Origin of the sequence: Shewanella chilikensis, assembly GCF_037953065.1 — a bacterium.
GTDB lineage: Bacteria > Pseudomonadota > Gammaproteobacteria > Enterobacterales > Shewanellaceae > Shewanella > Shewanella chilikensis.
Genome location: NZ_CP149966.1, coordinates 1,274,563 through 1,286,965, shown reverse-complemented (window position 1 = coordinate 1,286,965; position 12,403 = coordinate 1,274,563). Strand labels below are relative to the sequence as shown.

12 protein-coding genes and 1 pseudogene are annotated in these 12,403 nt (G+C 47.7%); 3 read left to right on the top strand and 10 right to left on the bottom strand.

What is annotated here, in order from left to right:
* Nucleotides 1-12 precede the first annotated feature (12 nt).
* From WKR14_RS05935 to rppH, 3 genes are read right to left on the bottom strand one after another with little or no spacing between them, the layout of a single operon-like run.
* Nucleotides 13-813: a sulfite exporter TauE/SafE family protein gene (locus WKR14_RS05935; RefSeq protein WP_039034195.1), complete on the bottom strand. Its 801-nt coding sequence runs from the start codon at nucleotides 811-813 to the stop codon at nucleotides 13-15.
* Between the two features lie 47 nt (nucleotides 814-860).
* On the bottom strand, nucleotides 861-3,095 hold the full coding sequence (ptsP, locus tag WKR14_RS05930; RefSeq protein ID WP_165564714.1) for a phosphoenolpyruvate--protein phosphotransferase: 2,235 nt from the start codon (nucleotides 3,093-3,095) through the stop codon (nucleotides 861-863).
* A gap of 25 nt (nucleotides 3,096-3,120) precedes the next feature.
* Nucleotides 3,121-3,645, bottom strand: coding sequence for an RNA pyrophosphohydrolase (gene rppH / locus WKR14_RS05925; RefSeq protein WP_025010542.1), 525 nt, complete (start codon nucleotides 3,643-3,645; stop codon nucleotides 3,121-3,123).
* 698 nt (nucleotides 3,646-4,343) lie between these two features.
* On the opposite strand from rppH, the gene mutH reads away from it, so the two are divergent.
* Both mutH and WKR14_RS05915 read left to right on the top strand, forming a co-directional pair.
* The gene (gene mutH, locus WKR14_RS05920) at nucleotides 4,344-5,018 is read left to right on the top strand and encodes a DNA mismatch repair endonuclease MutH (RefSeq protein WP_101053469.1); all 675 of its coding nucleotides are present in this window, start codon (nucleotides 4,344-4,346) and stop codon (nucleotides 5,016-5,018) included.
* Between the two features lie 122 nt (nucleotides 5,019-5,140).
* On the top strand, nucleotides 5,141-6,223 hold the full coding sequence (locus WKR14_RS05915) for an adenylate/guanylate cyclase domain-containing protein (protein ID WP_039034192.1): 1,083 nt from the start codon (nucleotides 5,141-5,143) through the stop codon (nucleotides 6,221-6,223).
* A gap of 207 nt (nucleotides 6,224-6,430) precedes the next feature.
* Here the strand turns inward: WKR14_RS05915 and WKR14_RS05910 are convergent, their stop codons facing one another.
* Together WKR14_RS05910 and WKR14_RS21375 are read right to left on the bottom strand one after the other, a co-directional pair.
* Nucleotides 6,431-6,994 carry a hypothetical protein gene (locus WKR14_RS05910; protein ID WP_339087512.1) on the bottom strand — a complete coding sequence of 188 codons (564 nt, stop codon included), beginning with the start codon at nucleotides 6,992-6,994 and terminating at the stop codon, nucleotides 6,431-6,433.
* Nucleotides 6,995-7,414: 420 nt separating this feature from the next.
* Nucleotides 7,415-7,753 (bottom strand): annotated as a pseudogene (locus WKR14_RS21375) (alpha-amylase family glycosyl hydrolase); the annotation flags it as partial.
* An 84-nt stretch (nucleotides 7,754-7,837) separates the two neighbouring features.
* On the opposite strand from WKR14_RS21375, the gene WKR14_RS05900 reads away from it, so the two are divergent.
* Nucleotides 7,838-8,988, top strand: a protein-coding gene (locus tag WKR14_RS05900) for an IS3 family transposase (protein WP_115389451.1) whose coding sequence is annotated in 2 segments (ribosomal slippage) — nucleotides 7,838-8,081 and nucleotides 8,081-8,988 — 1,152 coding nt in all. Because the reading frame shifts where the segments join, the coding sequence is not laid out codon by codon here.
* Between the two features lie 14 nt (nucleotides 8,989-9,002).
* Here WKR14_RS05900 and WKR14_RS05895 read toward each other — a convergent pair.
* The 5 genes from WKR14_RS05895 to WKR14_RS05875 form a co-directional block, all read right to left on the bottom strand.
* On the bottom strand, nucleotides 9,003-9,152 hold the full coding sequence (locus WKR14_RS05895) for a hypothetical protein (protein WP_339087509.1): 150 nt from the start codon (nucleotides 9,150-9,152) through the stop codon (nucleotides 9,003-9,005).
* Nucleotides 9,153-9,375: 223 nt separating this feature from the next.
* Nucleotides 9,376-10,365, bottom strand: coding sequence for a transposase (locus tag WKR14_RS05890; RefSeq protein ID WP_339087508.1), 990 nt, complete (start codon nucleotides 10,363-10,365; stop codon nucleotides 9,376-9,378).
* A gap of 118 nt (nucleotides 10,366-10,483) precedes the next feature.
* Entirely contained in the window at nucleotides 10,484-11,146 is a 663-nt protein-coding gene (locus tag WKR14_RS05885) for a hypothetical protein (RefSeq protein ID WP_339087507.1), read from the bottom strand.
* Nucleotides 11,147-11,232: 86 nt separating this feature from the next.
* A complete protein-coding gene (locus WKR14_RS05880; protein WP_335918033.1) occupies nucleotides 11,233-11,589 on the bottom strand; it encodes a M91 family zinc metallopeptidase in 357 nt (118 codons plus the stop codon).
* A gap of 205 nt (nucleotides 11,590-11,794) precedes the next feature.
* Complete coding sequence (locus tag WKR14_RS05875) at nucleotides 11,795-12,403, bottom strand: hypothetical protein (protein WP_101056702.1); 609 nt, start codon at nucleotides 12,401-12,403, stop codon at nucleotides 11,795-11,797.

Below are 12,403 nucleotides of genomic sequence, written 5' to 3'. Positions count from 1 at the left end.
CCAAGGCGCAGATCAGGCCAGAATAAGTTTAAGACCCACAACAACCAATAAAAGTGCAAATATTTTCTTCAGTACAGGCGTCGGCCAGGTGCTGGCCGCTTTGACCCCCACAGGCGCAACCAACATTGAGGAAGCAATAATACCCAGCAAAGCCGGCAGATAGACATATCCCAAAGTACCACTTGGCATATCAGGGGCATTCCAGCCTGCGATAACATACCCTAAACTGCCCCAAAGGGCGATAATAAGGCCGGTAGCCGATGAAAAACCCACCGCCTGACGCATCTGCAACCCACACCAAGTGAGGAAAGGCACCAAGAGCACCCCACCGCCTATCCCCATCAAGGCGGCAATAATGGCAATCATCGCCGAGACGATAAGCAACACGGGAAATGGCGGCAAGCCCTCTTTCGCTGATGGACGGAAAGGAAATGCCATCTGGGCGGCCATTAGAATAACAAACACCGCAAAGGCACGGCGCAGATCATCGGCCGGGATCAACTCGGCAATAAAACCCGAACACAAGGCCCCCAGTGCCAGCCCCGGCAACATGGATTTAAACAGCGGCCAAGGAATATTGCCGCGGCTGTGGTGGGCGCGGGCGGATGAAAAAGAGGTCAAAATAATGGCCGCCAACGAAGTAGCAATGGCGACATGGGGCAACTGCGCGGCAGGAACCCCCACCTTGGGTAAAATATACAGCAGCGCCGGCACCACGATAAGACCGCCGCCTATCCCCAACAAACCGGCCATAAAGCCGACAAAAGCGCCCAACGCCAGACAAACACCAAATACCCAGAGAAATGCGTCCACAGAGGTTCCTTAATTCTTGTTGTTATTCCATACCCGGCATGGCAGGTTCAATTGAGAATGGCTGCCAGTTCTCTTTGCCCCAAATAATCGTGCACCAGTTGCCGCACTTCGTTGCCGCTTTTGAGTGTCAATGCCTCGGCCAATAACTGCTCGAGTTCATCGCTGCGCACTCGCCGCAGCAGATAATTTATTCTGGCCAAGCTCCCCTGGTTCATACTCAAGCGGTTGTAGCCCATAGCAACCAGCAGCAAGGCACCGCCGGGTTCACCGGCCAACTCGCCACAGACACTGGCACCAAGGCCATATAGACGGCACGTCTCCCGCGCCTGTTTCAGCGAACGCAATATCCCCGGATGATAACTGTCAAACAGGGCGCTGACCCTGGGGTTGTTGCGATCCACCGCCAACAGATATTGGGTCAAATCGTTACTGCCGACCGAAACAAAATCGACCCGTTTGGCAACTTCATCCAGTTGAAACAGCAGCGCCGGCACCTCCAGCATAATGCCCACCTTGGGTCTTTTCAGCTCAGGGTTCACATCCGACTTAAGCTCGGAATAAGCCTGTTCGATATATTCAAGCGATTGATCTATCTCATCTAGATTACTGACCATGGGCAGCAAAATATGCAGCTGCTCGCCGCTGCCGCTGGCCTGGAGCATGGCGCGAATTTGCACCAGAAACAGCTCGGGATGGTCCAGCGACAAACGAATGCCACGCCAGCCCAAAAATGGGTTTTCCTCCTTGATGGGGAAATAAGGCAAGGGTTTGTCTCCGCCCACATCGAGGGTGCGCATCACCACGGGGCGCCCCGATGCCGCCTCCAACACCTGGCGATACACCTTGACCTGCTCAGACTCGCTGGGAAAACGCTGTTGCAACATGAAAGGGATTTCGGTGCGATATAGCCCAATACCATCGGCGCCTTCGGCAATTTCCGAGGCCAAACCACTGAGTAAGCCGGCATTCATGTATAGATGAATACGTTTGCCATCGACCGTCTCGGCCGGCAGGTTCAGCTCTTTGGCGTATTGCCGCTGCAACGCTCTCTCGGCGGATAACAAACTGCGGTACTCACCGACCACGGCCGGAGACGGCGACACCATCAGTTGACCACGGGTGGCATTGAGCACCAAAAGCTTCTTGTCTATGTCGGCAGCCAAAACCTGGTCGACCCCTGTGATGGCAGGCACACCCAGGGCCCGGGCCAGAATAGCAGCATGGGAGTTGACCCCGCCAAGTTCTGTCACTATCCCAGCCAACTTTTGCCGCGGAAACTCGGCCAGCAAGGTGGTGTCCGCTTCACGGGTCACCAGAATAACCGGCTTATCGGCATTGAGCTCCAACCGCTCCGGCTCAATCAACTGGCGCAGCACCTTCTGCCCCAAGTCACGGATATCGCTGGCCCGCTCCTTGAGATAGGGGTCTTCCATCGCCATAAACTGGGTGATGTAACGCAAAGACACGCGGCTGACCGCCGACTCGGCGCACCAACCAGCAAGCACTTCATCGCGATATTCGCCCCCAAGACTGGCCTCTTCCAGCAAGAGCTGCAGCGCCGAGAAGATAGACACCACCTCTTCATCCTGCTCGCGGTCAAAACGCTGTGCCAGGGTGCTCAGAGTGTTACGGCAACGCTCGATTGCCGCCTTGAGGCGTTCAAGCTCATTGGGGATATCTGTTGCGGTTTGATCCGGCTGCTCCAGGGATATCTGACCACCCAGCACCAAAGCATGGGCAATGGCGATACCATTGGAAGCCGGTGTGCCCTGAAACAGGATTTGCAGCTGATCTTCCTTGACGCTGGCCTTTTGTTTGAGGCCGCGAATAGCCATGGCCAACTGCGCCGCCAGCGTCATAAGAAAAGCTTCTTCCCCTTCGCTGAACTGACGGGCACTGGGCTGCTGCACCACTATGACGCCAAGCAACTGTTTCTGATAGATAATAGGCGCGGCGAGAAAAGCTCGATATTCCTCTTCAGCCACTTCGGGAAAGAGTTTGAATCTGGGATGTGCTCTGGCATCGGCAAGGTTGATGGCTTCTTCACGCTCAGCAACCAAGCCCACCAGACCTTCGGTCAACGGCATGCGAACCTGGCCAACGGCACTGGGCTTAAGACCATCAGTGGCCGAGAGGACCAACTCATTTCTATCCAGAATATAGATAGAACAACACTGAGTGCTCATGGCGGCCTTTATCTGGCCGACCAATAGCTCAAGGGCAGCCTCAAGATCCCTTGCGGCCGCAACTGCCTGAGTAATATCCCTGAGCGTGTTTAACACCTGTTCCCCCTTTCGATATCAAACCTCAGCCTGCAGCTCTTTGTCGTCCCCTTCGGCGTGAAGGCTCCCGGGTCTGCAATGCCAGAGCCGTGGTGGCGAACTCTTTCATCACTTTCCGGTAGACGTCACGTTTAAAAGATACGACCTGACGCACAGGGTACCAATAACTGACCCAGCGCCAGTCATCGAATTCAGGATGGCCGGACGAATTCAAGTTAACGGCACTATCCTGACTCTTGAGCTGCAGCAAAAACCATTTCTGCTTTTGGCCGATACAGACAGGCTTGCTGTCTTGGCGCACCAAACGCTTTGGCAATCTGTATCGCAACCAGGAGCGGGTGGATGTTAATATCTGCACATGTTCCGGCCTAAGCCCGACTTCTTCATACAGCTCTCGATACATGGCATCTTCGGCGGATTCACCGTCATCCAATCCCCCTTGGGGAAACTGCCAGGAGTGCTGACCAAAACGCCTGGCCCACATTACTTGGCCAAATCTGTTACAGATAATGATGCCCACATTTGCGCGAAAACCGTCGCTGTCAATCACATGGACTCCGAAAAAGCGATAAATTTCAATGATTCGATTGTTTCACAATCCCACGTCGGCAGCAATTCTCTATTTACGGCTTTTTCTTTGGATAATCAAATAAGCTTTTCCACTTTATCAACAATTAACCATCTCTGCTTGAGTGGATATCCACAAAAACTGTGGATATCTCTGTTTGAAACTCGGCTGAACTTCTGGAAACGCTGCTTTTTACAACCTTTCCCTCCTAATTGACAAAGACACAAACCCAACAAAAATACTTCAAATACATAATCATACAAAGCACAAAAACGAATACAACCACAACTAAACCACCAATAGTACACTTTTTAACCCGCACTCGATCAGAAGCAATTTCTCGGCAATGTCACAAAACTTTATTCACACCCTACGGACAAAAACTCGACTTTCAAGCTGAAAAACAGCGTCAAAACCCGGTTGACACCGACCATTATTTGTTTTATTGCGGCCATAATTGTTCAGTTATCCCAAAATGCTGTGGATAAGTTTGTTGGCAACACAGGGGAAATCGGCGAGTAACTCAGGAAATCCATTCCCCTATAGTTGAAGATGAAAACTTTAGTCAATAAAAACATAATGATAGAAAAATTAATTTTGGGGATGACTTCACCCGACATCGCAATGACCATTTTTTGCACAAACTTGTTATCCAATCCCGCTCAGGTAAAATCAACGCCATGAAAACCAATATCTTGCCGCCAAGCTCCTTGGCACAACTGCTAAAGCGCGCCGACGATATCGCCGGGCTGACTCTGGGACAGCTCGCCGAATCTTTAGGGGTAGCCGTGCCCAAAGACTTTCGCCGTGATAAAGGCTGGACCGGACAACTACTGGAGCTGGCATTGGGAGCAACCGCAGGCTCTAAGCCCGAACAGGACTTTCTGCACCTTGGGGTAGAACTGAAGAGCATTCCAATAGATGAACGCGGTATGCCGCTGGAAACCACCTATGTCTGTGTCGCGCCGCTAACCAATATTTCAGGACTGCGCTGGGAGCAGAGTCTGGTGTATCACAAATTGCAGCGGGTACTGTGGATCCCGGTTCAGGGGGACAGGGATCTTCCCCCGGGTGTCCGACGTATCGGCTCGCCGCTTTTATGGGAACCAAGCGTCGAGGAAGACAGGCTATTGCGCCAGGATTGGGAAGAGATCATGGAGCTTATCAGCCTGGGCAAGGTCAGCAAGATCACGGCCAGGCACGGTGAAGTATTACAGTTAAGGCCAAAGGCGGCCAACAGTAAGGTGTTAACCGAGAGTATTGCCGAGGATGGCAGTATCCAGATGACCAACCCCAGGGGCTTTTATCTCAAAACTCAGTTCACAAAAGGGTTACTTGAGCGCTTTTTTGGCTGATATCGCCTCTAATCGGCACTTGCCTTGATTAAGATCACAATTACCACTGGAAATCAGAGGGGTATATTCTATAAACTAGCGCATCCTGAGAAGGCCCGTTAATTTAGGATAGAAGTTACCCCGTGAGAGCGCGTCGCCAGGCCAAAAAGCTTCTGTTTGCCATAATGGCATGGACAGTAGCTATGGCAGCTTTTGTATTTTTTCGCTATGCCCAAACCACTGAGCTACCTCAGTGGGCTGTCGGCTCGGCGGATCTCGCGACGCTGGCCGCCTACATGGGAATTATTTTCGGTAGCTTGCACTGGATGTCAAACCTGATAGCCGACTTCAGTGCCATCAATCGCCTGCCCTATGTCTTCTCCGTCATCTTTAAAGGGCTGTTTCTGCTCTTGGGTGCCACCACTTTGGCTTATATGACCCAGTACCTGAATATGTGGGCCATAGAGAACCATATGGCAACCTTGAGGCAGATGCTGACAGTGCATATCCTCTATAGTCCCTCATTCCAGGCGTTAATTATTTATCTGGTGGTAGTCAGGGTCGGGCTCGCCTTTATTGAACAGATGGGACTACTGGTAGGCCCCAGGATCCTGTTAAACATAGGTCTGGGTAAGTATCACAAGCCCAGATATGAACAGCGGCTATTTCTCTATCTCGATATGGTAGCTTCCACTACCCATGCCGAATCTCTGGGGGATTACCGCTTTGCCCGGCTGATACAGGACAGTTTCAGCTTGCTTTCCGATACAGTCACCAACAATGATGCCGAGATCTATCGTTACATGGGTGATGCCGTGCTCATCCATTGGCCGCTGGAAGACGGCATCATTAACGACAGATGTATGAATATCTACTTTGAATTCAGCCAGCAGCTCAATTGGCAGCGACGCTATTTTGAAGAACACTATGGTTTTGTCCCCAAATTCAAGGCGGCGGCTCACTGTGGCCAAGTGGTTGCAGCTGTGGTCGGGGTGCAAAAACAGGAGATCAGCTTCTTCAGCGACGTGCTCAACACCCTAGCGCGACTACAGGATCAGTGTAACCCCTTAGGACAAAGGATGCTGCTCTCCGGCGCGCTGGTAGCTAGGCTGGAAAATGATGACAGCGAGTATCAGCTCACCAATTTAGGACCGGTCAAGTTAAAGGGTAAACAACACTCCATTGAAGTGTTCGGGGTTAAACCAAAACAAGGCAATCAGTCATAAAAAACAGCCTATTAAGGGCTAAATTTTAAGTGGCAAAGTTGCTATCAGAGTACTTATCTGTAGCAATTGCACTGTAACTGGCGTTAAAAGCATTTGATTGAAACTATGCCAGAGCCTGGAATAACCAAGAGAGCACAGTTGCTGTGCAACTCCAGCAACTCTGTAAGCAGATGGATAGCATACATGAAACTTCTTCGTTATCTTTTCTTACAATAACTGAAAGAAGTAGACTCCATCTGATACTTTTTTGAAGATATCAAATTGTGCATGTTCTTGAAATGCTTCTACATTCATATTCTCCCCAAAAACCAAACCGTTTATTCCTAACATCACAGAATTCCCCCATTGAATACGGACTGTATTATATTGGGTGTCGTTAAATACATCTGTAACGCCAATTTCAGTCATATCTACAAGTATCTCATTTAGATTTTCTTGTGATAATTTTACATTGGGCTGAGTCACGGATAATACTTGGCTCCAGTTTTCAATTTTGTTCTCGGCAGCTTTTTGGGAATATGTCATCATAAAACCACCATCAGGACTTTTTCCAAAAGTTTTTGTAATAGGGTTAATGACAACTCCATTTAAAACAATTATTTCTTCAGAATAGTAAGAAACTTCTTTGATATTATATTGGTTGATTTTGGAAATTAACGCCTCTATATTAACTATCATATCGGCTTTAGTAATTACATCTTCATTGTAGTTTGGGCTGCAAGCCACTAAAGTAGAGAGCATTAGTAAAGCAAGAAGTTTCTTTAGTTTCATTGTAAATTACCTAGGTGTATTAATATGGAATTATTTTGTATTTACAGTTTCTGTTTATGTAGTAATGACCACCAAGACCATTTGGGAATCTCCATAATTCACATGAGTATTTATATGATACTCTCGCGCCACCGGGTACTCCAGGATCAATACTTCCTCCTGGCCCACCACCACCTATTCCAGTTGCCGCTACAATCTGTAATCCATTAGAATCATCACATATATACAGGACATCCTAAACACTTTGCGAGCCACGAGGAAGCCTATCATTCGGTCTCAATCGCTTATAAATGACGATGAATTATTAGAAGTAGACTCTCTAAGATGAGTAATCTGCGAGGTTCATGCAAAAACTGCGGTTGCCAAGCATGCCAACGGCAGGCTTAAGCTTGTTTATGCAAAATCACCAAGGGTTTAAGGTTAATGGGGATGTATTGCTTGGCTTTGTTGCTTACCCCGGCACCATTTACCGCCATATTTGGCCTTCATGGCACACATTGCATCCCATCGGCCACTCATGCCACTGTACTGACGGCGAAACTCCTTGGCAGAAGTTATCCAGGCATCATCGCTGATACCAAGCTCAAACAGTAGTTTGGGCCTGGAACAGGCAATAAAGCCACGCTTGTCTTCCCGCACCGCCCGGCCTGTCCAATCAATCAGTTCCAGATAGTCGGCAAAGTGAAACGGGATACCGCTTTGTTCGGCGGCAGTGGCTGCACCATTAAATTGCAGCAGTGGCTTAAGTGAAATGTTGGCAGTTGCTGGCTCAGCAACTTCTGATCCGCCCCGATAGTTTTGGACACCACGCTAAGCGAGTAAAATCGTTTAACGAGGTGAACAATGACATCAAAGACCAAACGACAAACCTATACATCTGAGTACAAAGCTGAAGCCCTTAAGCTAGCAAAAATCAAAGGGGTAAGCGCCGCCGCTAAAGAGCTGGGTATATACGACTCCCAACTCTACAACTGGCGTAATGCCGCAGAGAAGAATACGAACACCAGTCAGCGCGAAGCTGAGCTCACGGCCGAAGTGGCGCGACTCAAACGCCAGCTCGCAGAGCAAGCAGAGGACCTCGCCATTCTAAAAAAGGCGGCTACCTACTTCGCGAAGAATCAAAAGTGAACCGGTTTGCATTCATGCTTGAGCACCAGCATCGCTTCTCGGTAAAGCGTATGACTGTTGTGCTCAAGGTCTCGCGTAGTGGGTATTATGCATGGCGTAACGCCAGCTCCGAGCTTGGTAAACGACAACTGAAACGTGATGACAGGGATAGGAAAATCAAGGCCGCATTTGACGCCAGCAAACAGCGCGATGGTGCCCGACGCATTCAGGCCGAACTGGCAGATGACGGCGAGAGAGCCAATGTAAAAACCATTGCTGATAGCATGAGACGGCAACAGCTCGTGCCCAAAGCAGCCCGCAAATTCAAAGTGACGACTAACAGCGACCATCGCCTTCCTGTGGCGCCAAACCTGCTTGGGAGAGACTTTACCGCTGCGGCGCCCAATGAAAAATGGGTGGGCGACATCACCTACCTAATGACCAGCGAGGGCTGGCTGTACTTGGCCGTTATCATCGACCTTTACTCACGCGCTGTCGTAGGGTGGGCGATGAGCCCCCGAATGACAGCTGACTTAACCTGTAATGCGCTCCGTATGGCACTGTTTCGTCGCGGCATGCCCACAGGAGTCATCGTTCACAGCGATAGAGGCAGCCAGTACTGCTCACACGCTTATCGAAACCTAGCTTTGGCGCATGGTTTGAAGATAAGCATGAGCCGTAAAGGGAATTGTTGGGATAATGCTTGCGCCGAAAGCTTCTTCCACTCGTTGAAGGTTGAAGCGGTGCAATACGAGCCAATCATGAATCGAGAAACAATGCGTCGGGCTGTGTTTGAATACATCGAGGTTGATTACAATCGAACAAGAAGGCACAGTGCTCTGGGCTATATCAGTCCAGAAAACTACGAACTAAAGAGTGTTGCTTAGTAGCGTGTCCTGTATTAGCGGTGCGGATCAAGCGAATCAAGCAGTATTTGTTCACCTTCTGAGAGACTATCGCCCTTGAGGAACTTTGCCGCCACAGGATTGCCACTAAAGAGCCCTGTCCAACGCTCAATGACTTCAAATGGCGACAACGATTGTTGCGCCATATACAGGACGCCATATACAGTGCCATATACAGGACATCCTAAACACTTTGCGAGCCACGAGGAAGCCTATCATTCGGTCTCAATCGCTTATAAATGACGATGAATTATTAGAAGTAGACTCTCTAAGATGAGTAATCTGCGAGGTTCATGCAAAAACTGCGGTTGCCAAGCATGCCAACGGCAGGCTTAAGCTTGTTTATGCAAAATCACCAAGGGTTTAAGGTTAATGGGGATGTATTGCTTGGCTTTGTTGCTTACCCCGGCACCATTTACCGCCATATTTGGCCTTCATGGCACACATTGCATCCCATCGGCCACTCATGCCACTGTACTGACGGCGAAACTCCTTGGCGGAAGTTATCCAGGCATCGTCACTGATACCAAGCTCAAGCAGTAGTTTGGGCCTGGAACAGGCAATAAAGCCATGCTTGTCTTCCCGCACCGCCCGGCCTGTCCAATCAATCAGTTCCAGATAGTCGGCAAAGTGAAACGGGATACCGCTTTGTTCGGCGGCAGTGGCTGCACCATCAAATTGCAACAGTGGCTTAAGTGAAATGTTGGCAGTTGCTGGCTCAGCAACTTCCTCTATGCGCTCCTGAATGGATGTGTAATCAGAAGTTTGCAGTGAATCTGCAATACCTGCGCGAATGGGATTTAAATCCACGTACATCATGCAGGCCAGCAGCGCCTGTTCATCGAGCAGCGCCTGCGACTTAAAGCGCCCTTCCCAGAATACGCCCTTGCAGCCATCTTCTCGATTGGCCTTGCGGGCGATATCTTCGTTTAAACAGCGCATAAACCAACTGATACTGCCAAGGCGTTCCTGCCAATCGCTAATCAGCGTATCCAACTGTATTCGCTCGCCTTCCGAGAGACTATCGCCCTTGAGGAACTTTGCCGCCACAGGATTGCCACTAAAGAGCTCTGTCCAACGCTCGATGACTTCAAATGGCGACAACGCTTGTTGCGCAGCAAGGTCGATTTTGAGCACCAAATGGTAGTGATTACTCATAACCGCATAAGCGCAAACGTCGATGCAGAATATTGACGACAACTGCCTGATTCTATCCACTATCCAGCCACCTCTATGCTGGTAACTGCGCCCCGACAGTGCATCTTCACCACACAAAAATGCCCTTCTCACGCAACGGTTAATCACGTGGTAAAAGGGTGTACTTTCAGCATCTATCAACTGGCGACGGGCGGTGGTCATAACCAACCTCGACTGAGCTTTGATGGGTATTTCAAAGCCTAGTCAAGCCTGTGCGAAACATCAAAAAGATATGGCTGTCCTGTATTCCGTCCTGTTTTCCGTGAACCCAACTCTACGACTACAAATCTTCTATATCATCCAATTCAAAGAACAAGTTTTCTTCAATTCTTTTTCTTAGTTTTTCCAATCTATGTTCTGAAGGTACAGGTAGTGGTGTAGACATTAACTCTTTTTGTTGATAAGAACCAATTGGTAATTTCTTTATTGCTTTAGCAAAGTTACCCCCTGATTTAAACAAGCCTATATAGGCTTGTTTAAAAGCCTTACCTTGTGACTTGTAGTAAATAAAATCACAAGGCACATGACTCACATTCGCAATATCTCCCTTGTAAATCTTATTGCCATCAGTCTCTATAGATTTCATATATATTGACAATTGATTAAAAATATTACCATTAAGTACGGCCACTATAGCTTTTTCATATTTTGAGCTACTAACTATAGACATGTATTTCCCTTTGGACTCCACTAGTGCGGTAAAGTTATAAGCGGCCATACCTGAAGATCCAGACTTAAGGACAATTATTTTATCTGGCTTAAACCCTAAGCTTTTAATTGCTTCTTCAGCTTGCTCAACACTATAAAAATTATCTACCCAAGAAACAGCACACGACTTACCCACTTCAGGAAGTTGATTATAACTACCATCCCAACTTACAGTATCACTTAGACAAGCGGTTAGAGTAAATGTCACGGCTAAAATTGAAAATAGTTTTTTCATACTAACAACCCTCTACACAATACTGGCGACCATTATGGCGATAATGCGTTCTTATATAGCCATACTTTAGTTCTCTCCTAATTAAATTAGTGTGTCTTGTTGCGTATGCCTCTTGTGCTGGAAGCACCATATACTGCACTACCAATACGTCTAGCTCCTTCGCCAGAAAACCAACTAGATGCAGCATTATTCCATGCATGATACAACTCATGAGCGAGAATCATATCAGGGTTAGCTGTTCTATATAAATTTCCACTAGTTACAACCTTAGTTGCATGGTTAGGATCAAAGTAGATGGTAGAGTCGTTGCCAAACCATTCTCCAGCAGTTGCTAAAGTACCTTTAGCATACTCAAATGTCACAGAACCTCCAGCTTCTATTAATCCTGTTAATACTTCCGCTCCAGCTTTTGTGCCTGCAATAGTATTCAAACTATCAGTTATCGACTGAGCTTTGATGGGTATTTCAAAGCCTAGTCAAAACTGTGCGAAACATCAAAAAGATATGGCTGTCCTGTTTTCCGGTCCTGTTTTCCGTTCAAAAAAGACAGCATGATGAGCAAGCGGCACTTCGACGCTTGGAATCCAATATTTCGCTCAGAATTACTATTTGGTTAAATCATGAGCAAAGTGGAATCCCGCCCTGACCTTAAGGTTGGGTGTCTACTTTCTCTATGGTTAACTTATACTTAATTTTAAATGCAGTATCTTTTGTAAACAATACTTTTCTGGCTTCATCAGGGCTGCGTTTCGCTATATCAATAAAATCTAAGCAATCTTTTGCTATTGAAGGATGGAAAGTGCCTTTAACTTCCTCAAACACCAACTCTGATTCATCTTCCCTATTTAACAACAATAAGGACAGCCCACAGACCATACGAGCGTGAGAATGCTCTCTTAACCCTTCCCGGCTGTTCAAAACATCAATAAAATCTTCAAGTGAAACAACTTTCTCAATTTGATTCAGTGCCATTCTTATACGACGCCTTAGCTCAAACTCAATAACCCCTGCAGTTAAATTCGTAATATCGAGATAATACTTTTCTGCCCCTAACCTTTCACTATACAAAAGGTTAACTTCCTGTTGGATATCAAAAGTTGGGTACATAAATTTATAAAAATATATACCTGAACCTGTTTTCTCGATAGCTATTCCCGAAAGAACAAACTCAAACCTTTTAAATACCAAGTAGTTTCCAAAACACGTAAGCTCGGGAAAATCTTTAGACACTATTTTTATTAACCTTCTAATATTCAC